22 protein-coding genes are annotated in these 22,214 nt (G+C 68.2%); 10 read left to right on the top strand and 12 right to left on the bottom strand.

Annotation, left to right across the window (positions count from 1 at the left end):
* Positions 1 to 24: 24 nt before the first annotated feature.
* The gene (locus ACN5W5_RS22475; protein WP_420050661.1) at positions 25 to 837 is read right to left on the bottom strand and encodes a DUF547 domain-containing protein; all 813 of its coding nucleotides are present in this window, start codon (positions 835 to 837) and stop codon (positions 25 to 27) included.
* Between the two features lie 31 nt (positions 838 to 868).
* Entirely contained in the window at positions 869 to 3,037 is a 2,169-nt protein-coding gene (locus ACN5W5_RS22470) for an FAD-dependent oxidoreductase (protein WP_420050660.1), read from the bottom strand.
* 64 nt (positions 3,038 to 3,101) lie between these two features.
* Here ACN5W5_RS22470 and ACN5W5_RS22465 point away from each other — a divergent pair, with 64 nt between their 5' ends.
* Together ACN5W5_RS22465 and ACN5W5_RS22460 are read left to right on the top strand one after the other, a co-directional pair.
* Positions 3,102 to 3,863 carry a YiiX/YebB-like N1pC/P60 family cysteine hydrolase gene (locus tag ACN5W5_RS22465; RefSeq protein WP_420050659.1) on the top strand — a complete coding sequence of 254 codons (762 nt, stop codon included), beginning with the start codon at positions 3,102 to 3,104 and terminating at the stop codon, positions 3,861 to 3,863.
* A 42-nt stretch (positions 3,864 to 3,905) separates the two neighbouring features.
* Positions 3,906 to 6,635 carry a cation-translocating P-type ATPase gene (locus tag ACN5W5_RS22460; RefSeq protein WP_420050658.1) on the top strand — a complete coding sequence of 910 codons (2,730 nt, stop codon included), beginning with the start codon at positions 3,906 to 3,908 and terminating at the stop codon, positions 6,633 to 6,635.
* Between the two features lie 40 nt (positions 6,636 to 6,675).
* On the opposite strand, the gene ACN5W5_RS22455 is transcribed toward ACN5W5_RS22460, so the two are convergent.
* Genes ACN5W5_RS22455 through ACN5W5_RS22425 form a run of 7 tightly spaced genes read right to left on the bottom strand, consistent with a single transcriptional unit; the run spans position 6,676 to position 13,382 of the window.
* Positions 6,676 to 7,128 (bottom strand): hypothetical protein, encoded by a 453-nt coding sequence (locus tag ACN5W5_RS22455; protein WP_420050657.1) that lies wholly within the window; start codon positions 7,126 to 7,128, stop codon positions 6,676 to 6,678.
* Positions 7,129 to 7,152: 24 nt separating this feature from the next.
* Positions 7,153 to 8,994, bottom strand: coding sequence for an ATP-binding protein (locus ACN5W5_RS22450; RefSeq protein ID WP_420050656.1), 1,842 nt, complete (start codon positions 8,992 to 8,994; stop codon positions 7,153 to 7,155).
* 12 nt (positions 8,995 to 9,006) lie between these two features.
* Positions 9,007 to 9,717 (bottom strand): PspA/IM30 family protein, encoded by a 711-nt coding sequence (locus ACN5W5_RS22445; protein ID WP_177138783.1) that lies wholly within the window; start codon positions 9,715 to 9,717, stop codon positions 9,007 to 9,009.
* 34 nt (positions 9,718 to 9,751) lie between these two features.
* Entirely contained in the window at positions 9,752 to 10,621 is an 870-nt protein-coding gene (locus ACN5W5_RS22440) for a hypothetical protein (protein ID WP_420050655.1), read from the bottom strand.
* A 16-nt stretch (positions 10,622 to 10,637) separates the two neighbouring features.
* Positions 10,638 to 12,209: an extracellular solute-binding protein gene (locus ACN5W5_RS22435; protein ID WP_420050654.1), complete on the bottom strand. Its 1,572-nt coding sequence runs from the start codon at positions 12,207 to 12,209 to the stop codon at positions 10,638 to 10,640.
* Between the two features lie 32 nt (positions 12,210 to 12,241).
* Entirely contained in the window at positions 12,242 to 12,721 is a 480-nt protein-coding gene (locus ACN5W5_RS22430; protein WP_420050653.1) for a hypothetical protein, read from the bottom strand.
* A 4-nt stretch (positions 12,722 to 12,725) separates the two neighbouring features.
* Positions 12,726 to 13,382 carry a methyl-accepting chemotaxis protein gene (locus ACN5W5_RS22425; protein WP_420050652.1) on the bottom strand — a complete coding sequence of 219 codons (657 nt, stop codon included), beginning with the start codon at positions 13,380 to 13,382 and terminating at the stop codon, positions 12,726 to 12,728.
* 241 nt (positions 13,383 to 13,623) lie between these two features.
* On the opposite strand from ACN5W5_RS22425, the gene ACN5W5_RS22420 reads away from it, so the two are divergent.
* Both ACN5W5_RS22420 and fahA read left to right on the top strand, forming a co-directional pair.
* Positions 13,624 to 14,166, top strand: a complete 543-nt coding sequence (locus ACN5W5_RS22420) for a VOC family protein (RefSeq protein ID WP_420050736.1) — start codon at positions 13,624 to 13,626, stop codon at positions 14,164 to 14,166.
* A gap of 13 nt (positions 14,167 to 14,179) precedes the next feature.
* Entirely contained in the window at positions 14,180 to 15,460 is a 1,281-nt protein-coding gene (gene fahA / locus ACN5W5_RS22415; RefSeq protein ID WP_420050651.1) for a fumarylacetoacetase, read from the top strand.
* 15 nt (positions 15,461 to 15,475) lie between these two features.
* Here the strand turns inward: fahA and ACN5W5_RS22410 are convergent, their stop codons facing one another.
* Positions 15,476 to 15,973, bottom strand: a complete 498-nt coding sequence (locus tag ACN5W5_RS22410; protein ID WP_420050650.1) for an Lrp/AsnC family transcriptional regulator — start codon at positions 15,971 to 15,973, stop codon at positions 15,476 to 15,478.
* A gap of 132 nt (positions 15,974 to 16,105) precedes the next feature.
* Between ACN5W5_RS22410 and ACN5W5_RS22405 the strand changes: the two genes are divergently transcribed.
* From ACN5W5_RS22405 to ACN5W5_RS22395, 3 genes are read left to right on the top strand one after another with little or no spacing between them, the layout of a single operon-like run.
* A complete protein-coding gene (locus ACN5W5_RS22405; protein ID WP_420050649.1) occupies positions 16,106 to 16,414 on the top strand; it encodes a 4a-hydroxytetrahydrobiopterin dehydratase in 309 nt (102 codons plus the stop codon).
* A 2-nt stretch (positions 16,415 to 16,416) separates the two neighbouring features.
* Positions 16,417 to 17,313, top strand: coding sequence for a phenylalanine 4-monooxygenase (gene phhA / locus ACN5W5_RS22400; RefSeq protein ID WP_420050648.1), 897 nt, complete (start codon positions 16,417 to 16,419; stop codon positions 17,311 to 17,313).
* Entirely contained in the window at positions 17,310 to 18,014 is a 705-nt protein-coding gene (locus tag ACN5W5_RS22395) for an SDR family NAD(P)-dependent oxidoreductase (RefSeq protein ID WP_420050647.1), read from the top strand. Before phhA ends, ACN5W5_RS22395 begins: the two co-directional genes overlap by 4 nt.
* 4 nt (positions 18,015 to 18,018) lie before the next feature.
* Here the strand turns inward: ACN5W5_RS22395 and ACN5W5_RS22390 are convergent, their stop codons facing one another.
* Positions 18,019 to 18,624, bottom strand: a complete 606-nt coding sequence (locus ACN5W5_RS22390; RefSeq protein WP_420050646.1) for a CDP-alcohol phosphatidyltransferase family protein — start codon at positions 18,622 to 18,624, stop codon at positions 18,019 to 18,021.
* Positions 18,625 to 18,828: 204 nt separating this feature from the next.
* Here ACN5W5_RS22390 and ACN5W5_RS22385 point away from each other — a divergent pair, with 204 nt between their 5' ends.
* Together ACN5W5_RS22385 and ACN5W5_RS22380 are read left to right on the top strand one after the other, a co-directional pair.
* On the top strand, positions 18,829 to 19,413 hold the full coding sequence (locus ACN5W5_RS22385) for a sigma-70 family RNA polymerase sigma factor (protein ID WP_420050645.1): 585 nt from the start codon (positions 18,829 to 18,831) through the stop codon (positions 19,411 to 19,413).
* Positions 19,410 to 19,616 carry a zf-HC2 domain-containing protein gene (locus tag ACN5W5_RS22380; protein ID WP_420050644.1) on the top strand — a complete coding sequence of 69 codons (207 nt, stop codon included), beginning with the start codon at positions 19,410 to 19,412 and terminating at the stop codon, positions 19,614 to 19,616. The genes ACN5W5_RS22385 and ACN5W5_RS22380 overlap by 4 nt, the downstream gene beginning before the upstream one ends.
* 65 nt (positions 19,617 to 19,681) lie before the next feature.
* On the opposite strand, the gene ftsY is transcribed toward ACN5W5_RS22380, so the two are convergent.
* Complete coding sequence (gene ftsY / locus ACN5W5_RS22375) at positions 19,682 to 20,737, bottom strand: signal recognition particle-docking protein FtsY (protein ID WP_420050643.1); 1,056 nt, start codon at positions 20,735 to 20,737, stop codon at positions 19,682 to 19,684.
* 71 nt (positions 20,738 to 20,808) lie between these two features.
* Here ftsY and ACN5W5_RS22370 point away from each other — a divergent pair, with 71 nt between their 5' ends.
* On the top strand, positions 20,809 to 22,197 hold the full coding sequence (locus ACN5W5_RS22370; RefSeq protein WP_420050642.1) for a M16 family metallopeptidase: 1,389 nt from the start codon (positions 20,809 to 20,811) through the stop codon (positions 22,195 to 22,197).
* Positions 22,198 to 22,214 lie beyond the last annotated feature (17 nt).

Below are 22,214 nucleotides of genomic sequence, written 5' to 3'. Positions count from 1 at the left end.
GGCCGCGGTCACCCGGTCCACCGCTCAGCGCCCCGCGTCGTTGAGCGACCAGTCGTAGTCGAGGTGGCTCACGCCCAGTGTATTCGCCTTCAGCGCAGCCTGCTCGGCGGGCTGGTCGCTCAGCTGTTCGGCGTATTTCGCGAACACGTCTTCCACCTGCTTGAAGCCGCCGTGGCCTTGCTCGAAGTCTTCGCGGAACCACTTGAAGATGCTGCTGGCTTCGATCCTGTCGCCCTTGATGCGGTTGCGTGTGCGGTCGCCCATGAAGCGACGCATGCCGTCTTCGAGCTGGGCTTCGAGCCGGGTGGCGGTGAAGGCTTCGTCGCGCAGCGCCGGGCAGCCGATGCTGGCGCAGTTGACGGCGGCGTGCACGCGCGGCTCGTTGTAGCGCGGGCGCAGCTGCTCGTGTTCGATCCAGTCGAGGTGGCGTTCTTCACCGAGCAGCGTGAAGAACCTCTTTTTCCACGGTGACTGGATGAACGAGCCCAGCTCCTTGATGGACTTGAGGTCCGGGTATCTGGTGAGGATCAGCTCGACGGTGAAGGCGTTGTAGGCGTTGATCAGAAAGGCCATCTGCTGCGGCCGGCTCCAGCCGTCAAACGTGGCCCTGGGCACGGCGCGCAGGCCGTCGAGCACGGCTTTCAGCACGGCGCGGTCGGCGGCGAAGCCCTTGTAGTTCGTGCGCGACTGCTTGCCGTCGGGCAGCCAGCGCACGTGTTTCTTGAGCAACCCGTCCCAGGCGGCGTGGCTGTGGTCAAACGCGGTCTGGGCGTGGGTGCTCAGCGGGGCGAGGGCCGCGGCGGCGAGCAGGGCGATGAAGTGGCGGCGGCGGTGCATGGGGAGTGGACTCGGTATCTGCCCACAAGGTTCAACCCCGGCGCCAGGTGTGGAACTTCGCCACCCAGGCCAGCAGCCGCTGCGGCGCGTGGGCGCGCTTCCATTCACCGGCCGCGTACTTGTTGGCCTCGGCCAGCGTGGGGTAGGTGTGGATGGTGCCGAGGATCTTGTTCAGGCCCAGGCCGTGTTTCATGGCCAGCACGTACTCGGCCAGCAGGTCGCCGGCGTGGGTGCCGACGAGGGTCACGCCCAGGATGCGGTCCTTGCCCGGCGCGGTCAGCACCTTCACGAAGCCGTGCGCTTCACTGTCCGCGATCGCGCGGTCGAGGTCGTCGATGCCGTACCTGGTGACCTCGTAGGGGATGTTCTTTTCCTTCGCATCCTGCTCGTTCAGGCCCACGCGCGCGACCTCGGGGTCGATGAAGGTCGCCCAGGGGATCACGCTGTAATCGGCCTTGAATTTCTTGAAGTCGCCGAACAGGGCGTTCACCGCCGCGTACCAGGCCTGGTGGGCCGCCACGTGGGTGAACTGGTAAGGTCCGGCCACGTCGCCGGCGGCGTAGATGTTGGGGTAGATGGTCTGCAGGTACTCGTTGGTCTCGACCGTGCGGTTCGTCGGGATGCCCAGGTCTTCCAGGCCGTAGCCGGTCAGTCGCGCCACGCGGCCGACGGCGCAGATGAGCTGGTCGAAGGGGATGCGCCTTTCAGCGCCTTCGTGCTCAACCACCAGGATCTTCTCGCCGTCCACGAGCTCGCAGCGCAGCGCCTTGTGGCCGGTCAGCACCGCCACACCATCGGCTTCGAGCGCGGCCTGGGCGAGCGCGCTCACCTCGCCGTCTTCGCGCAGCATGATGCGCGGCGCCATCTCGACCTGCGTCACCTGCGCCCCGAGTCGCGCAAAGGCCTGCGCCAGCTCGCAGCCGATGGGCCCGCCGCCCAGCACCACCAGGCGCTTCGGCATTTCGTCGAGCTTCGCGAACGCGTCCCACAGCGTGTCGCTGGTCACGTAGCCGACGTCATCGAGCCCCGGCAGCGGTGGCACAAAAGGCCGGGCGCCGGCGGCAATGACGATGCCGCGCGCGGTGAGGCGCTGGGTGCCACCACCGTTCAGCGCGATCTCCACCGTCCATGGGTTCACCAGCCTGGCGTAACCCTGCAGCACCTCCACGCCCAGGCCGGTGTAGCGCGCCACGCTGTCGTGCGGCTCGATGGCTTTGATGACGTCGTGGATGCGCTGCATCACGGCTTTGAAGCTGAACGTGGGCGTGGTGTCGCTCAGGCCGTAGTTCGCGCCGTGGCGCATCTGGTGCGCGAGTTTGGCGCTCTTGATCAGGGCCTTGCTCGGCACGCAGCCGTAGTTCAGGCAGTCGCCGCCCATCTTGTGCGCCTCGACCAGCGTCACCTTGGCCTTGACCGCGGCGGCGATGTAGGCCGACACCAGACCACCCGCGCCCGCGCCGATCACGATCAGGTTGCGGTCGAACGTCGCCGGACGCACGCTGGCCCACTTCGCATACACCTTGCGCTTCTGCACCGCCTCGACGACCTTGCGCGCGATCAGCGGGAACAGGCCCAGCAGCACGAAGCTGCCCAGCAGACCGGGGCTGAGGATGCCCTGGAGCGAGTCGAGCCGGCCGAGCTGCGTGCCCGCGTTCACGTAGACGGCGGTGCCGGCCAGCATGCCGAGCTGGCTGACCCAGTAGAAGGTCCAGGCCTTCATCTTCGTCAGGCCCATCAGCAGGTTGATCACGAAGAAGGGCACGACCGGGATCAGGCGCAGCGTGAACAGGTAGAAGGCGCCGTCCTTCTGGATGCCCTTGTCCACCTCGGCCAGGCGCTGGCCGAAGCGCGCCTGCACGCTGTCGCGCAGCAGGAAGCGTGCGGTCAGGAAAGCCAGCGTGGCGCCGATGCTGGACGCGAACGACACGATCAGCAGGCCCCAGCCGAGGCCGAAGATCGCGCCACCCGCGAGCGTGACGATGGTGGCGCCGGGCAGCGAGAGCGCCGTGACCGCGATGTAAACCAGAAAATAGCCCAGGGCGAGCTGCAGTGGTTGTTGTTCCCGCAGCGCCGCGAGACTGGCCTGGCTCTCTTTCAGGAACGCTAGGCTGAAGTAGCGATTCAGACCGAAGGCGAAGAAGGTCACAATGCCCAGAAGCACCACCAGCAGCAGCAAGATTTTCCGGATGTTCACGACCATTCCTTGTTGGAGTTGTTCGGATTGAGTCGCCGAAACTGCGACATTCTTACACCGGAGGGACCCCATGATCAGACAAGTCATCGGGCGTGCGCTGGCACGCTACCTGACCAAGCCGGGCCGGTCGGCGTCCATCGGTTTTCCGACCGACCAGCGTCTGCTGGCCGCGGCGCTGCGTCCGGCCGACGTGATCCTGGTCGAGGGCACCACGCGCGTGAGCACCGCGATCAAGTACCTCACGCAGTCCACCTGGTCGCACGCGGCGCTCTGTGTCGGGCCACTCAGCGCGGGCGGTCCGCTGATGGTGGTGGAAGCGGACATTCGTGAGGGTGTGCGTGCCGTGCCGCTGAGCACCTACGCGGGGCTGCACTGCCGCATCTGCCGGCCCGCCAGCCTGCGCATCGACGAGGCCCAGGCGGTCTGCCGTTTCGCGGTGCAGCGCATCGGCCACCGTTACGACCTCAAGAACATCCTGGACCTCGCGCGCTACCTGTTGCCCACGCCGCCGGTGCCGGTGCGCTGGCGCCGCCGCCTGCTGGCCGTGGGCAGCGGCGACCCCACGCGCGCGATCTGCTCCACCCTGATCGCGCAGGCTTTCGAGACGGTGCTCTACCCCATCCTGCCCATCGTCGAAGAGACCGCGACCGACGACCCGAGCTGTGACGACTGCGTGCGCCAGATCCTGCACGTGCGCCACCACAGCCTGTTCACGCCACGCGATTTCGACGTGTCGCCCTATTTCGAAGTGGTCAAGCCCACCCTGGCCGCGGGCTTTGACCACCACGCGCTCGAATGGTCGCCCTCGGCCATGGCCGCGCTGGATGCCTGACGGCGCCGGTGCCTGTCACGCCGTTCGGGTTAAGGTTGGCGCATGCCGCATGACGCTCCCCGCCAGATCCCCGATCCCGCATCCGACACGCCAGCCCCGACCGGTTGGCACGCGATCGAAGCCAGCCAGGCGCTGCAGACCCTGGACAGCAGCGCCACGGGGCTGACCCCCGCCGAAGCCGCCGCCCGCCTGGCCACCCACGGCCCCAACCGACTGACCGCGGCCGCGCGCCCGGGCTGGCTGCGGCGCTTTGCGGGGCAGTTCAACAACGTGCTGATCTATGTGTTGCTGGCCGCCGGCTTCACCACGCTCTGGCTGGAAGACGTCATCGACGCCGCCGTGATCTTTGGCGTGGTGCTCATCAACGCGGTGATCGGTTTCATCCAGGAGGGCAAGGCCGAACGCGCGCTCGAAGCCGTGCACGCCATGCTGGCCAGCCGCGCCATGGTGCTGCGCGACGGCGAGCGCCACGAGGTCGACGCCGGTGATCTGGTGCCCGGCGACGTGGTGCTGATCGAATCGGGCACGCGCGTGCCGGCCGACCTGCGCCTGCTGGCGACGAAGAACCTGCGCATCGATGAGGCTGCGCTCACCGGCGAGTCGCTGCCGGTGGACAAGGACAGCGCGCCGGTGGCCCCGCTCGCGCCGCTGGCCGAGCGCACCGGCATGGCCTACGCCGGCACTGTGGCGGCGGTGGGGCAGGGCACGGGCCTGGTGGTGGCCACCGCGGCGCACACCGAGATCGGCCGCATCGGGCGCATGGTCTCGGAATTGCAGACCCTGGCCACGCCGCTGACGCGACGGCTCGACCAGTTCGCGCGCCAGATCACCTTCTTCATCCTGCTGGTCAGCGTGGCGACCTTCCTGTGGGGCAGCCGGGTCGGCGGCCTGCCGGCGCTCGACATCTTCCTCGCAGTGGTGGGCCTGGCCGTGGCCGCGATCCCCGAAGGCCTGCCCGCCATCGTCACCATCACGCTGGCCATCGGCACCGCCGCCATGGCCGGGCAGCGCGCCATCGTGCGCCGTCTGCCCGCGGTGGAAACGCTGGGCTCGGTGGGCGTGATCTGCACCGACAAGACCGGCACGCTGACGAAGAACGAGATGACCGCGGTGGGCGTGATGCTGCCGGGCGACAGCCTGACCGTGAGTGGTGCGGGCTACGCGCCCGAGGGCGGTTTCCATGCGGATGGCCGACCCGTGGCGACCGATCGCCACACGGAGCTGCTGGGACTGGCGCGCTGCGCCCTGCTGTGCAACGACGCGCAGCTGCACCGCGACGCGGCGGGCCGCTGGACGCTGGCCGGCGACCCGACCGAGGGCGCGCTGCTCACGCTGGCGCTCAAGGCCGGGCTCGACCTGGCCGAAGAAACCGCGCGCACACCGCGCACCGACAGCCTGCCGTTCGAGTCGGAAAACCGCTACATGGCCACGCTGCACCACGATCACCGGGGTCGCGTGTTCGCCCTGCTCAAGGGCGGGCCCGAGCGCGTGCTGGGCCTGTGCGTGCGCGACGCGGCCGGCTTGCCGCTGGACGCCGCGGCCTGGCAGGCGCGCATGGACGGGGCCGCCAGCCAGGGCCAGCGTGTGCTGGCCCTGGCCGAGTGCGAGCTGCCCGCGGGCACCAGCGAACTCACGCTGGAACACATCACGCCGCGCTTCACCCTGCTCGGCCTGGTGGGGCTGATGGACCCGCCGCGCCCCGAGGCGGTGGCCGCGGTGGCCGAGTGCCAGCGGGCCGGCGTGCGCGTGCTCATGATCACCGGCGACCACGCCACCACGGCCGCCGCCATCGGTGCCAGCCTGGGCTTGCGTGACGGCAACCCGATCACCGGCGCCGAGATCGACACGCTGGACGACGGGGCCCTGGGAGCGCGCCTGACGCAGACCGACGTGATCGCCCGCGCCAGCCCCGAACACAAATTGCGCCTGGTGGCCCATCTCCAGGCGGGCGGCCAGCTGGTGGCGATGACGGGCGACGGCGTCAACGACGCGCCCGCACTCAAGGCCGCCGACATCGGCGTGGCCATGGGCCAGCGGGGGACGGACGCGGCGCGCGAGGCGGCCGACCTGGTGCTCACCGACGACAACTTCGCCACCATCGCCCACGCGGTGCGCGAAGGCCGCCGCGTGTTCGACAACATCAAGAAGTCGTTGCTGTTCATCCTGCCCACCAACGGCGGCGAGGCCGGCCTGATCCTGATCGCGGTGTTCGCGGGCCTGGCGCTGCCGGTCACGGCCGGGCAGATCCTCTGGGTCAACATGGTCACCAGCATCACGCTGGACATGGCGCTGGCCTTCGAACCCGCCGAAGACGGCGTGATGCGGCGTCCGCCGCGCCCGGCCGGCGAACCGCTGATCACGCGGCTGCTGTTCCTGCGCATCGCCTACATCACGGTGCTGATGGTGGCGGCCACCTTCGTGGTCTACGGCTGGGAGCTTTCGCGTGGCCACTCCATCGAAGTGGCGCGCACCGCGGTGGTCAACATGCTGGTGATGAGCGAAATCTTTTACCTCTTCAACGTGCGCCACTTCACCGCCAGCGCCTTCCGCTGGGAGACCCTGGCGGGCAACCGCATCGCGGTCTGGGCCTGCGTGATCACGCTGGGGTTGCAGGCGCTGTTCACCTACGCGCCGCCGATGCAGGCGCTGTTCGGCACCGCGCCGCTCGATGCCTGGTCGTGGCTGCTGATCACCGCGCTGGCGAGCGCGAAGTTCGTGGTGGTGGAGATCGAGAAGGCGGTGCTGCGCCGGATGGGCATCCGGCGCATGTGATGCGGGCGACCTGAGGCGCCCGACATCCGACCGGTTTTCCTCAGCCGCCAGCGCCCAGTTCGCGCACCACGTTGGCGACCGATCCGGCGTCGGGCAGGTGCGAGATGGCGCCAATGAGTTCGTCGCGCACCTGGCCCAGCAGGGCGTCAAAGCGAGCGGTGTCCACATTCAGGGCGGTGGCGAACGATTGCACCAGCGCGCGCTCTCCGTCGCTCAGGCGGCCGTCGGCGTGGCCGGTCATGAGGCACATCAGCACCACGGTGTCGGCCACGTCCGCCGGGCAACCAGCCAGGGCCTGGGCGTCGAAGGCGTGGGTGCCCGACAGCATCGCCGACGTGGTGGGCATGTCGGGCGAACGCGAGCTTTCGTAGAACTGGCCGATCAGGGCCGCTTCGGCGGGGTGCATGCCGTCCACCAGGGCCACCGACAACATGGCCTGGGTCAGCTGGATGACCTGGGTGGCGCTCAGGTTCTGGTCTTGGATCGCTTGCATGGATGGCTCCTTGTGTGGGGTGGATCAGCGGGTGAGGGCGCGCCGTTTGGCGGCGATCAGGTTGCTCTGGATGTCGGCGATGGCCATGTCGCGGAAACGCTTGGGCAGCATCGAGCGGCGCGAGGTTTCGGACACCGCGAGCAGCTCCATGAACTCGATCATGTCGCGCTCCTGCGGCGGCATGAAATCGGCCGCCGCCTGGGTGAGCGCGTCGGCGTTCAGCGGCGTGGCCTGGTTGCGCGCCAGCTCCACGGCCAGCAGCGAGAGCGCTTCGAGGTCGGCGTTGGAGTAGCCGGTCAGGGTGTCGCACAGGGTCAGCAGCTCTTCCATGCTCGCCACGCAAGGCTCTTCGTAGCGCGAGAGCACGGCCTGCAGCACCTGCACGCGCTCTGCCGCGGTGTCGCAGTAGAAGAACGGGATCTTGCGGTCGAGCCGGCCGGGGCGCTTGATGTCGGTGTCGAGCTTGTCGGGGCGGTTGGTCATCATGACGAACAGCACCTGGCCGCGGTTCTCGGGCTCGGCCATGAATTCCTTGAGCCGCGCGATCACGCGCGAGCTGGTGCCGCCGTCGCTGTCTTCGCCGCCGCCCGAACCGAAGCTGCGGTCGCCTTCGTCGATGATCACGGCGATGGGGCCCATGGCCTTGACGGTGGCGAGCACGCGCTCCAGGTTGGCCTCGGTGGAGCCGACCCACTTGGATCGGAAATTCTTCAGCGCCACGGCCGAGAGGCCGGCCTCTTTGAGGAAGGCCTTGATGACGAAGGTCTTGCCCGATCCCATGGGACCAACCGCGAGCAGGCCCATGGGGGTCAGCGTGGTTTCGCCGGCCTTGAGGTTCTGCGCGATGGCCATCAGCTCGTGCTTGATGTGCTCGTGGCCACCGACCGACGAGAGGCCGTGTTTGGGCTCGATGAACTCGATCAGGCCCGCGCATTCCTTCTCGATCATCTCGCGCTTGCGCGCGTGGATGACCTTCAGCACTTCCTGGTCGGCGTCGCCGGTGGGCAGGGTCTTGCCGGGCTCGATCAGCCGCGTGATCTCGGCGGGCGTCATGCCGGCGGTGATGGTGGCCAGGGTGTCGGCGCGGGCCGTTGCGTCGGGCGTCCCTTCCAGCAACTGGCCGATCAGGGCGCGGCGCTCGGCCTCACTCAGGCCGTGGCCCTTGGAGCCGGCCAGGATGTTCGCGAGCTGCACGGTGCGCAGGCCGCTGGTGCGCTCGGAGAACAGCTCGACCTGGTGCGCGGTGAGCTTGGGCGCGAAAAAGCCGATCACCTTCTTGCGCAGCGGCAGGTCGGGCATCGGGATTTCGATGGCCGCTACCTTGGGGTTGGAGAGCAGGCCCGGGTTGATCGCGTTGAGCGACTCGGTGATCAGCACGACGATGTTGTCGCCCTGGGTCAGCGTCTGGTCGAGCGACCAGCGGTGAAACACCAGGTAGGTCTGGCGGTCGGTCTGCGCCATGAAGCTCGGGTCGCCGGCGGGCAGCAGCGCGTCGGCGTAGGGCACGATGACGGCGGTGGACGGTTGCGCGCGCATGCGCTGCTCCAGCGCGTGCAGCGAGGCCAGCAGGTCGGGCTCGGTGCCTTCTTCATGTTGGCGCAGCAGCGCGCGCTGCTTGTCTTCGCTCGTCCCCGAGAGCACCCGGATGCCACGCTCCAGGCTCACCTCGCACACGTGTTGCTTGGTGTCCTTGAACAGCTCTTCGACCAGGAAGGCGCCGAGGTTGTGCAGCTTGTCGCCGACCAGGACGTTGTCGAAGACGTTGCGGTAGAGCACGAAGGTGGACGCCTCGCCCGCCAGGTACTTCTGCCGCAGGACCTCGGCCCAGCGCGGCAGGTCGTGGCGGGGGGATGCGGGTGCGTTCATGCGGGGGACCGCTCAGAGGGTCTTGGTCGGGGCGGCCTGCGCGGCGGCGCGGGCCTGCTTCATGGCTTCGAGCTGGGCCTTGGCCGTGACGCTGCCGCTGCTCTGGCGCAGCTTGTTGAGCCGCACGTCGAGGTCGGAATTCTGCAGCTCGGCGCCCAGGCTGGCCTGAGCCACCTGACCTTTGATGTGCTCGCGCACGGCGCCCAGCGCCTGCACCTCGGCGTCGACCGAGAGGCCGTCGAGCTGGCCCTGGATCTTGATGCGGGCCTGCGCGCTGTGCATCTGGGCCAGCATGCGCTCTTTCTCGGCCTTGAGCTTGTCGATCTCGGACTTCACCTGGATCAGCGAGTCTTTGGCGTTGTCGGCGTCGGCGGTGGCCTGGGCCGCATCGGCGCGCAGCTCGGTGAGGGCCGCGTCCAGCGTGTTCTTCTTCTGGATCAGCACCACGGCGAGGTCGTCCTGGTTGGTGGCCAGGGCGGCTTCGAGGTCGGTGGTCACGGCAGCGAGTTCGCGCTCGTGCGCTTCCAGTCGCGAGGTGATGTCCTGGCGGCGCGCGATGATGGCGCCGGTGGCCGCCTTGAGCTGGGTGTACTTCTGGATCATCGAGGCGATCGCGTTCTGGTAGGCGATCTCGGGGTGCTCCTTCTCGATGTCCGAGACCCACAGGGAGATGAAGCCGGTCCAGAGGTTGGCGAGGCGGGCGAAGATTGCGTTGTTGGCCATGGGGGACTCCTGGTTGAATGCGGTGGGTTGGGGGTCAGGTCTTTTGGCGTTGCGAGGCCTGGCGGGCGGCCGCGTTCGCTGCGCTGCCGGCGGCGCTGACGCGTGGGGCATTGTTGCCGAAGGCGGCGAGATCGGCGTCGTCGAATTCGGCGGCCACCTCCTCGGCGATGCGCAGGCGGGACAGCGAGTCTTCTAGCTTGCTGCCCATGTCGGTGGCATAGGGCGAGGTGATCACCAGCTGGTACACCTCTTCCATCTTGTCGGGCATGGCCAGCAGCGTGGCTTCGAGCGCGCTGCGACGCACCGCGAGGCGGCGCGCGCGGTTCAGCACCTCGGCGTATTCGGCGAGCGTGGCGCGCAGCTGCCGCGCCTCTTCGTCGCCCAGCGCGGGGTTGCGCAGCTGCGCCTCGACGCTGGCGATGCGGCGGTTCACCTGGTCTTCGCTGATCTGCTCCTTGCGCCGGCGCAGTGAGGCATTGACCGAGCAGAGACCGAGGTAGTCGACGGTGAGGGCTTCCAGCTTTTCCACATCCTGCCGGGTCAGCGTGGTCTGCCGGTCACCCGCCGTTTCGTAGAGCGCCTGCACGCGTTCCCACATGTGCTGGTAGGTGGACAGTGCGCCGGACTCGCCGCGTGCGCTCAGTTCGTCGATCAGCAGCTTGCGGCGCTGGCTCAGACCCTGGTGGTGCGCCTCGCGGTCGACCCAGGCCTTGAACGACGGCAGGCTCGGCACCATCAGCGCCGCCAGGATTTCGGTGCCCACGGCCAGCGTGCCGACCAGCGCCAGCCCGGCCAGCCCCATGGGGATGGACGCGAAGATGGCCACCACACCAGCCGCGAGCAGGGCGGTGCGGTTGACCGGGTGGCGCAGGAACGCGCCCAGGTAGGAGGGCTTGGGGTTCAAGGGGATGGGACTGCGGTCACTTGGTGAAGCGCGACCAGATGCGGGTGATCTCCTGCTCGTCCTGTTCGGACAGCACGGGGATCGGCGACGAGCGGCTCAGCGAGGTGGTGCTGGGCACCACGGCCGGGTTGGACTTCACGCTCGCGCTCATGAACTCGCCGGCCTTCAGGTTGGCGTTGGCGTAGCCCACGGTGTTGGACACCTTGGCGATCACCTGGGGCCGCATCAGGTAGTCGATGAACTGGTGCGCACCGCGCTTGTTTTTTGCATTGGCCGGCACGGCCATGGCGTCGATGGCGAGCAGGCCGCCGTCGGCCGGCACCCGGTATTCGACCGCACCGCGCGACTTGCCCTGCGCTTGCACCGCGTCGCCCGAGAAGCCGATGGCGACGCAGAGCTTGCCGTTGGCCAGCGAGTCGATGAACTGGTCGGTGGGAATGACCTTGACCGTGCCGGCGATGCCCGCCATCACCTTCTCGGCGGCCGCGATCGAGGACCGGCCGGCCCACTTGGTCTGGCCACCGGCCATGGCGGCCAGCGGGATCACGTCGGACGCCGAATCGACCACGCCGATGCCGCAGGACTGGAAGCGCTTCGCGATGGCCGGATCGAACACGGTGGCCAGCGTGTCCACGCTGTGGCCCGGGAAGGCCTTGCTGGTGAGCTTGGGGTTCCAGGCGATGCCGACCGTGTACCACATGTAGGGCAGGCTGTAGGCGCCGTCCTTGTCCCAGGCACGCAGGGTCGCGTCCACGCGCGGGTCGATGTTGCTCAGGTTCTTGAGGCTGGCTTTGTCGAGTTTGCCGAGCAGGCCCTTGGCCGCCATGCCGGGCACGGCGTTGGCCGTGGGGAACACCACGTCGTAGGGCGTGCCGGCCGCGCCCAGGCGGGCCTGCAGGTCGTCGTTGTCCGCGAAGATGTCGTAGATCACCCGGATGTTGTATTCCTTCTCGAAGTCCTGCAGCACGCTGGGTTCGATGTAGTCGGGCCAGTTGAGCACCCGCACCGTTTCCTTGGCGCCGACGCCAGCGCCGTTCACCGCGCGGCGCAGGTTCATCAGCACGGTCGAGGTGATCAGGCCGTCGACGCTCACGCCCTGCGATTCCTGGAAGGCTTCGGTCGCCACCTGCGTCTGGGGGCCGAAGGTGCCGTCCAGCGGCCCGGCGCTGAAGCCCAGCTTGCCCAGCAGGATTTGCGCCTCGCGCAGGCCCTGGGCGTCCACGATCTTCTCTTTGCCCTTGTAATTGCCGCTGGACCAGTTCTGGCTGGTCCAGATGTGCCGGCGGATCGCGTTGAGCAGCGCGTCGTTGACCTCGCTGGCGGGCGCGGTTCCTGTGCGGGCGGCGAAGGCGCGCATGGCGTCCAGCGTGGCCGGGGTCAGCGTGCCCGAGGGCGTTTCGCGCAGCAGGCCCAGGCGGGCCAGCAGGCGCTGCGCCGACTCGACCTTGGCGTTGCGCGCGCCGGCCGGCGCGGCAGCCGGGGCCTTGGGCTCGGCGGTGCCGAAAACGAAGCCCTGGGCCTGGGCGGTTCCGGTGATCCAGATGCCGCTGATCAGGGCGGCGGCCAGGGCGATGTGGCGGAGTTGCATGGGGTGTCCTTGGAAAGCGGGTGGGTGCGGGCTCACTGGCCGGGCGCGAAACAGATGGTGTTGCGGGACTGGGCCAGCTGGAAGAGTTTGGCGGCGGCGTCCTGGTCGGCGGGAATGCCGCCCTGGCCCTTGAGCGTCATCTCGCCGAGGTGGCAGGCCGCGCCGGCGTTGCCACCTTGCACGGCCAGCAGCAGGTGGGCTCGCGCCTGGGCGAAGTCGCCGCTTTCCAGCAGCTGGCGGCCGAGTTCGGCGTGTTCGGCCGCGGACAGGTCGCTGCCGCCGGTCGCGACGACGGGTTCGCTGGCGACCGGTTCGCTCGCGGCCGGCGGTGTGCTCGGTGGCGTCGAGATGACGCTGGAGGTGGGCGTGTCCGGGCTGGTGCTGGGTGCGGTCGACGAGGTCGGGGCTGCGCCAAAGCGTTCCTTGAGCACCAGGTGCCAGACGGCCGAGGCCATGGCACCGACCACGGCCAGAGCAATCAGGCCTTTGGAGAGGGGAGTCAGGCTGGCCATGGGGTCATTCCTTGGGGGTGGTGGCGGGCGCACCGAACTGCGCCGACAGGTTCTGCAGCTGCTGGCCGAGCTGCGACAGGCTGGCCAGCTGGACGGCGGTGTGTTCGCGCGCGGCCTGGAGCTGGGCTTCCTGGCCGGCGATGTCCTGGGCGGCGCGCGACACCTCGCGGTTCATCAGGGCGTCAAGTTCGGACATCTGCCGGCGGATATCGTCCACCACCTTGTCGCGCCGGGCGGTCATGGTCTCGATCCGTGCCAGCGTGTCGCGTTCCAGCGCCTGCAGGTTCAGCTGCAGCAGTTCGGCGTGCATGGACAGCGCCTGGGCCTTGGCCTGTGCGTCGGCCAGCGGGTCGGCGATGGTCCAGGACTCGTCGGCCGCGTCCATGGCCTGGATGGCCATCAAGCGGGTGCCGGGGTCCATCGCACTCAGGCCCTCGATCAGGCGCAGCAGGCGCTCGGCGGGGTAGAGCGACGCCGGCACGCCCGCCTGGGCGTAGATCTCGTCGAGTTTCAGGGGGGCGCCGGCCGGGACGGGCGCGGTGGCGGGCGGCAGGGTGGCGGTGGTTTCGGTGACCGGAGGCGGCGCGGGCGCGGCGTCTTCGGGCGGCACCTCCATGCGAACCAGTCCCGCTTTTTCAAGGAAACCCATCACACCCTTCATCTCTTCTTCTCCAGCTTGGTGTCCATACGCAATGCCTCCGTACAGGAGCCCCCTTCCCGCCGCAGGACGGGGCCGTCTGTGGGAACTCGCAGGGAGTTTAAGGCAAGGCCGGATTGACCCCATGGTGCACAACGTCTACAAAGGCCGCATGGGGTGGTGGGACGGATTCCATGAAAAGATGATCGACCAGAGGCCGCAGCGCCCCACAAATCGAATCCACCGGAGACCGACCATGAGCACTTTGAAAATCGACCGCATCCACCACGTGGCCTACCGCTGCAAGGACGCCAAGGAAACCGTCGAGTGGTACGTCAAGAACCTCAACATGAATTTCGTGCTGGCCATCGCCGAAGACCATGTGCCGTCCACCAAAGCGCCCGACCCTTACATGCACGTGTTCCTCGATGCCGGTCAGGGCAATGTGCTGGCCTTCTTCGAGCTGCCCAACGCGCCGGCGATGGGTCGCGATGCCAACACGCCCGAGTGGGTGCAGCACATCGCCTTCAAGATCGGCAGCCTGGAGATGCTCGAAGCCACCAAAGAGCGGCTGCAGGCCGCGGGCATCGAGGTGCTGGGGCCGACCGACCACACCATCTTCAAGAGCATCTACTTCTTCGACCCCAACGGGCATCGGCTGGAGTTGTGCGCCGACGTGGGCACGCCGCGCATGCACAAGGACCTTGATGAGGTGAAGTGGGACATGCTCAACGAGTGGGCGCAGACCAGGCGCGCACCCAAACACGCCGCCTGGATGCACGACCGGGAATTCAAGGCGCTGGACTGACGGGGACACCGCCATGACCGCCATCGATCACACCCACGACCCGGCCTTGCGCAGCTGGGTCGAATCGGCCAACGAGCCCGCGAGCGACTTCCCGATCCAGAACCTGCCGTTCGGCCGCTTCAAGGTCGGGGACGATCCCGAGTGGCGCATCGGCGTGGCCATCGGCGACCAGGTGCTGGACCTGCGGGTGGCCGGTCTGATCAACTTCAGCGACATGAACCGCCTGATCCGGCTCAAGCCCGAGGCCCGGCGCGAACTGCGCGCGCAGATCAGCGCCGGTCTGGCCACCGGCAGCCCGCAGCAGGACCGGTGGTCGCGGTACCTGCACGCGCAGGGCGCCGTGGAACTGGGCCTGCCCTGCGATATTCGCGACTACACCGATTTCTACGTCGGCATCCACCACGCCACGGCGGTGGGCAAGCTGTTCCGGCCCGACAACCCGCTGCTGCCCAACTACAAGTGGGTGCCCATTGGTTACCACGGCCGCGCCTCCACCATCCAGCCCAGCGGGCACACCTTTCACCGCCCGCTCGGGCAGATAAAAGCCTTCGATACCGACGCGCCCATGCTCGCCCCGACCAAGCGGCTGGACCTGGAGCTGGAGCTCGGCTACGTGATCGGTCGGCCCAACGCCATGGGCCACCCGATCCCGCTGGCCGAGGCGGAAGACCATGTGTTCGGTGTGACCCTGTTCAACGACTGGAGCGCGCGCGACTTCCAGGCCTGGGAATACCAGCCGCTCGGCCCCTTCCTGTCGAAGAACTTCGCCAGCACGCTCTCGCCCTGGATGGTGACGCTGGACGCGCTGGCACCGTTTCGCCAGGCCCTGCAGCGGCCCGCGGGCGATCCGGCGCCGCTGCCCTACCTCAAAGCCGACGCCAGCCAGAGCGCCGGTGCGTTCGACATCGATCTCGATGTGCTGCTGCAGACCGCGCGCATGCGCGCCGAGGGCCTTGCCCCCGAGATCATCAGCCGCTCCAACGCCGCGCAGGCCGCCTACTGGTCGCTGGCCCAGCTGGTGGCCCACCACACGGTCAACGGCTGCGCGCTTTCGGCGGGCGACCTGTTCGGCTCGGGCACGCTTTCCGGCCCGAAGCCCGGGCAGGCCGGCTCGCTGCTCGAACTCACGGTGGGCGGCAAGCAGGCCATCACCCTGGGCAACGGCGAGCGGCGCACCTTCCTCGAAGACGGCGACAGCATCACCCTGCGCGGCCGCTGCGCGCGCGCCGGGTTTCAAGGCATCGGCTTTGGCGAGTGCACGGCCACCGTGCTGCCACCGCTCGGCGCCATCTGATCTTCGGGCGCCATCTCAATCCAGCGGCAGCGCGCTGGTGCACTTGAGCTCGTTCAGGCAGATGCTGGAGCGCACACCGCTCACGCCCGGCAGCTGCGCCAGCGTGCCAAGCAGAAAGTCCGACAGGCCCTTGAGGTCGCGCGCGACGATCTTGCAGACGTAGTCGAAATCGCCGGTCACGGCGTAACACTCCAGCACCTCGGGCATCTTGCCCACGGTGCGCTGGAACTTCAGCACCTCCTTGTGCTGCCCACGCTCCATCGACACGTGCACGAACGCCGTCACGCCCAGGCCGAGCCGGTGCGCGTCGAGCCGCGCCTCGTAGCGCTGGATGTAACCCGCTTCTTCGAGCCGCCTGTGGCGCCGGTTGCTCTGCGCCGGCGAAAGGTGCACCGTCTGGGCGAGCTCCTGGTTGCTGATGCGCCCGTTGATCTGCAGGGCCGCCAGGATGCGGCGGTCCAGACGGTCCAGCGACGACGGATGCAAGGAATCTTCGTTCATGTCGGTGTTCATGAAAGGGTTTCTTCAAAAGGGGTCTGACTGGCGGGCGATAGGAGAGCAAATTGTCTGTCATGCGGCGCAAACTGCACAGCCGACTCCCTGTGCCTCGTTGCACAGGGCAAACCACAACGAAGGAGACATGTCATGACCCCCCTGGATGAGCAGACGACCCGCGAGCTGATGGCCGGCTTGCCCGAGTGGACGGTGAACCGTGAGGGCGGCGCGATCCGGCGCACCTTCCGTTTCCCCGATTTTCCGCAGGCCTTCGGTTTCATGACCCAGATGGCCATCGCCTCGGAAAAAATGAACCACCACCCCGAGTGGTTCAACGTCTACAACCGCGTCGAAGTCACGCTGACCACGCACGATGCAGGCGGCCTGTCCACGCGCGACATCGACTGGGCCACCCACGCCGACACCCTGTTTGCCCGGATCGGGCGCGGAGCGGCCTGAACATGGACACGATCCTCACTCCCGCCAAACACGGCCTGGCCGCCGGCGACGCCTGCCTGCCCGAGCGCCCGGACTGGACCATCTCACAAGGCTGGGAGCACTACACCGCTGCCGACCACGCCACCTGGAAGACACTGTTCGAGCGCCAGACGAAGCTGCTGCCCGGTCGCGCCTGCGACGAGTTCGTGCAGGGCATGCGCGACCTGCCCATCGGCGCCGACGAAATCCCCGATTTCCGCCGCCTGAGCGAGGTGCTGATGCCGCGCACCGGCTGGCAGGTGGTGGCCGTGCCCGGCCTGGTGCCCGACGACGTGTTCTTTGACCACCTGGCCAACCGCCGCTTCCCGGCCGGCAACTTCATCCGCCAGCCGCACGAGCTGGACTACCTCGAAGAGCCCGACGTGTTCCACGACGTGTTCGGCCACGTGCCCATGCTGATGAACCCGGCCATCGCCGACTTCATCCAGGCCTATGGCCAGGGCGGCCTGCGCGCGCAGCAACTGGGCAAACTCGCGCAGCTGGCGCGCGTCTATTGGTACACGGTGGAGTTCGGCCTGCTGCAACAAGGCGATGGCCTGCGGCTCTACGGCTCGGGCATCGCCTCGTCCTACACCGAGTCGCAGTTTTGTCTGGACAGCCCCTCGCCCAACCGCATACGCTTCGGGCTGGAGCGCGTGATGCGCACGAACTACCGCATCGACGATTTCCAGGAGAGCTATTTCGTGATCCGCGACCTCGACGAACTGCTCGAATTCACGCGCATCGACTTCGCGCCGCTGTACGAAAGCGCTGCGCAGGCGCCCGAGCTGCAGCCCGGCGACGTGTTGCCCACCGACCAGGTGTTCAGCCGCGGTGACGGCAGCTACCACCGCGCCCGGCGCACAGGAGGAACCCCATGAACCCGAAGGCACGAACCGTTCTCATCACCGGCGCAGCCGGCAACCTCGGGCAGGCCGTGGCCCGCGCCTTTGCGGCGCGCGGTGACCACCTGGTGCTGCTCGACCGCAACGGCGAGGCGCTGCGGCGCGTGTACGGACCGGACACCGAAGTGCTGAGCTGCACCGAGCTCGACCTGCTCGACGCTGCCCAGGTGGAGCAGGCGGTGGCCCATGCCGCCAAGTGCTTCGGCGGTGTGCACGTGTTGTGCCACCTGGCGGGCGGCTTCCGCATGGGCGAGGCCGTGCACGACACTACCGCGCAGACGCTGGACTTCCTGCTCGACCTGAACGTGCGCGCCCTGATGCCCATCGCGGCCAGCGTGGTGCCGCGCATGGTGGCGGGCGGAGGCGGCCAGATCGTCACGGTCGGCGCCATGGGCGCGCTGAGAGGCGGTGCGCACATGGGGGCCTATGCGGCGTCCAAGAGTGCCCTGATGCGCCTGACCGAGTCCATGTCGGCGGAACTCAAGGCGCAGGGCATCAACGTCAACTGCGTGATGCCCTCGATCATCGACACCCCCGAAAACCGCGCCGCCATGCCCGACGCCGACCCTTCGCAATGGGTGGCGCCGGAGGCGCTGGCCGACGTGATGCAGTTCCTGGCTTCCGACGCGGCGCGCGCGATCCATGGCGCCTGCATCCCGGTGACCGGGCTGGTTTGACCGCTCAACGAAACCGCTGCCAGCCCCAGACGATGCGCAGCGCGATGGTGATCGCGCACAGCGCGGCAAAGCCGTAGGCGATGAGTGCGAAGTGGCCGGGCCACAGGCACATGGCGGCAAAGGCGGCGATGGTTTCGGTGGCTTCGGTCAGGCCACCGAGAAAGTAGAAGCTCTTGTCCGGGAAGGCGACCGATTGCAGCCGCCGCTTCTCCGCCACGATGGCGAAGGCCAGGAAGCTGCTGCCGGTGCCGATGAAGGCCGCCAGCAGCACCGCGGCGGGCAGGGCGTTGGCGGCCGGGTCCGCGATGGCAAAGGCCAGCGGGATGGCGGCGTAGAACAGAAAATCGAGCGTGATGTCAAGAAAACCGCCGCGGTCGGTGGGCCGGGTGGCGCGGGCGACGGCGCCGTCGAGGCCGTCCATCAGGCGCGAGAGCAACAGCAGCGCCAGGCCCGGCAGGAAGTGCTGGAATCCGATCGCCGCGGCCGCCGCCATGCCGAGGGCGAAGCCGGTGAACGTGATCGCGTCGGCGCCGATGCCCAGGCGCACCAGCCCGCGCGCGGCGTGTGTCATGAGCGGGCGCAAGGCCTGCTGGACGGCCTTATCCAGCATCGGGCAATGCCTCCATCGGTGCTGCCGGTGTGCGGGCGCTGTACAGCAGGGGGGCGGTGTGCATGGGTTGGTCGTCTGGCGGGAGGGCGTCGTGGGCGGGTGGCCGGTGGGATGTTAACCAGTGACCTCGGGTTTCTCCGGTGAGAACCCGTTGGTCGACGTGTGGCACCACTCCTTACACTGGCGACCAACCCACACCATCACATGCCACCCCAGACTCCCACCGACTTCGAGCAGCAACTGGTCGAGCAGCGCAGCTACCTGATGCGCTTCGCGCGCCTGCAGCTGCGCAACGACGCCTGGGCCGAGGACGCCGTCTCGGAAACCATCCTGGCAGCGCTGGCCAAGCCGCAGGCCTTCGAGGCCCGCTCGCAGTTCAAGACCTGGCTGGTCGGCATCCTCAAGCACAAGATCATCGACTCGATGCGCCAGCGCCAGCGCGAGGTGATGCTGGACAGCGGCTCGGACAACGACAGCGCCGATCCGCTGGAGCACATGGCGTTCAAGGCCGACGGCCACTTCGCCGAGAAGCCTGCCGACTGGGGCAACCCCGAGCAGGACCTGAATAGCCGCCAGTTTTTTGCCATTCTCGAAGCCTGCACCGACAAGCTGCCCCCGGTGCAGGGCCGCCTGTTCCTGATGCGCGAGTGGCTGGAGCTCTCCAGCGAGGAGATCTGTAAGGAACTGGCGCTGACACCGACCAACCTCTACGTCCAGCTGCACCGTGCCCGCCTTCGCCTGCGCGAATGCCTGGACCTCAACTGGTTTGCCCAAGCCCCGATGCCATGAAAGCCGCCTACCCGTTCCGCCGCACCTGCAAGGAAGTGTCCGCATTGCTGATCGCGCGCGAGGACCGTGAACTGCCCCTGAGCGAGCGGCTGGCCTTGCGCCTGCACCTGGCCATGTGCCAGGCCTGCCCGCGCTTCGAGCGGCAGGTGCTGACCATGCGCAACGCCATGAAGCAGTGGCGCAACTACGGCGACGACGAATAGGGAGGAAAAGCGATCCGGCGCCGGGCTGCCCCAAGCCGGATCAGCCCACGCTGGGGCCACACCCTTCAGTTCAGCAGCGCCTGCGCGAACTCTTTCGCGTCGAAGGTTTCCAGGTCTTCCAGCTTTTCACCGACGCCGATGAAATAGATCGGCACCGGCTTCTCGCGCGCGATCGCGCAGATCACGCCGCCCTTGGCCGTGCCGTCGAGCTTGGTGATCACCAGGCCGGTCAGACCCAGCGCATCGTCGAACGCCTTCACCTGCATCAGCGCGTTCTGCCCGGTGTTGCCGTCGATCACCAGCAGCACCTCGTGCGGCGCGGTGGCGTCGGCCTTCTGCACCACGCGCCTGATCTTCTTGAGTTCTTCCATCAGGTGCAGCTGCGTGGGCAGGCGGCCGGCCGTGTCCACCAGCACCACGTCCCTGCCGCGCGCCTTGCCGGCGCTCACGGCGTCAAAGCTCACCGCGGCCGGGTCGCCGCCCTCCTGCGTGATGATCTCCACCGTGTTGCGGTCCGCCCAGACGGCGAGCTGCTCGCGCGCCGCGGCGCGGAAGGTGTCGGCCGCGGCCAGCAGCACCGTGGCGCCCTCGTTGGCCAGGTGGCGTGTGAGCTTGCCAATGGAGGTGGTCTTGCCCGCACCGTTGACGCCCGCGACCATGATCACCGTGGGCTTGTGCTCGCCGATCACCAGCCGCTTCTGCAGCGGCGTGAGCAGGTCGGTGATCGCCTCGGCCAGCAGGCCTTTCACGGCGGCCGGGTCGGTGGTCTTGTTGTCCTTGACGCGCCGCTTCAGGTCGGCCAGCAGGTGCTCGGTGGCCTTGACGCCGGTGTCGGCCATCAGCAGCGCGGTTTCCAGCTCTTCGTAGAGCGCATCGTCGATCTGCGTGCCGGTGAAGACCGTGGCGATGCTCGAACCGGTCTTGCGCAGACCGGCCTTGAGCTTGTCGAGCCAGCCCTTGCGGGGCTCCGCTGCCGGGGCCGTCTCCGGGGCCGGCACCACGACCACCGGGGTGGGCGCTGGCGCTGCAACCGGTGCGGCGGCGGTGACGGGCGCCGGAGCAGCGGGTGCGGGAGCGGGTTCGGGAGGGGTGGGGGGCTTTTTTCGGAAGAACGAGAACATTTGGGAATCTCTTGTATCTTCACCATTCTATGAAACGCAGCTTTCACTCTCTCTGGGTCCGTGCTCTGGTCATGCTGGCATTGGCCGGTTCGGTGGGCTGGACAGGCGCCATCTCCCTTCCTGCTGAATCCAAGGCGCAGCGTTTCACGCTCACCAATGGCATGACGCTGATCGTCAAACCCGACCGGCGCGCGCCCACGGTGGCCCACATGCTCTGGGTACGTGTGGGTGCCATGGACGAGGTAGACGGCACCAGCGGTGTGGCGCATGCACTGGAACACATGATGTTCAAGGGCACGCCCGACATGAAGCCGGGCGAGTTTTCGCGCCGCGTGGCGGCACTGGGCGGGCGTGAAAACGCCTTCACCAACCGCGACGCCACGGCCTACCACCAGCAGGTGCCCGCCAGCCGGCTGGAGGCCATGATGCAGCTCGAGGCCGACCGCTTTGCCCGCAACCAGTGGGCCGACGACGAGTTCGTTCGCGAGATCGAGGTCATCAAGGAAGAGCGCCGCCAGCGCACCGAAGAGTCGCCGCGTGCCCGCATGTTCGAAGCGCTCAACGCCATGGTGTTCCTGGCCAGCCCGTACCGCAGGCCTGTGGTCGGCTGGATGAGTGATCTGGAGGCCATGACGCCGCAGGACGTGCGCGACTTCTACCAGCGCTGGTACACGCCGGCGAACGCGGCCGTGGTGATCGCCGGCGATGTGGACGCGCTTCAGGTGCATGCGATGGCCGAACGCATCTACGGCCGCATCCCGGCGCGCGCGGTGCCGCCGCGCAAGCCACGCGAGGAGCCCGCGCAGGCCGGGCCGCGGCGACTGGACTACCGGGCCGCGGCCGACCAGGCCATGGTGGCGCTGACCTTCAAAGTGCCGCGCTGGAGCGGTGGTGAGGATGCCGCCAGCCAGGACGCGCTGGCGCTGACCGTGCTCTCGGCCGTGCTCGATGGCTACAGCGGTGCCCGTCTGGAGCGCTCGCTGGTGCAGGGCATGGGCAGCGGCGGCAAGCGCATCGCCGACAGCGCGAGTGCTTCGTATGGCCTGATGGGCCGCGGTCCGCAGCAGTTCATGCTGGTCGCCGTGCCAGCCCAGGGGGTGTCTACGGACGCGGCCGCGGCCGCGCTCAGGACCGAGGTGGCCCGCATCGCGCGGGAAGGCATCAGCGAGGCCGAGCTGCAGCGCGTCAAGACGCAGTGGATGGCTGGCGAAATCTACAAACTCGACTCGGTGTTCAACCAGGCGCAGGAGCTGGGCAGCTACTGGGTTCAGGGCATGGACGTGGACACCGGCGAGCGCCTCATGAGCCGTTTGCGCCAGGTGTCGGCGGCGCAGGTGCAGGCGGTGGCCAGGCGCTATTTCAGCGACGAGCAGCTCACCACCGCGGTGCTGGTGCCCGATCCCTCGCGCCGCGAGGCGGCACAAGCTGCTGCGCCGCGACCCGTGCTCTCGCGTCATTGAGTCGTCCCCCTGAAACT

It is taken from the genome of Hydrogenophaga sp. ZJX-1 (genome assembly GCF_048590325.1).
In the GTDB taxonomy this organism is placed as follows: domain Bacteria; phylum Pseudomonadota; class Gammaproteobacteria; order Burkholderiales; family Burkholderiaceae_C; genus Hydrogenophaga.
Note: the sequence above shows the minus strand (reverse complement) of the source record. Positions and strands in the feature narration are given on the sequence as shown.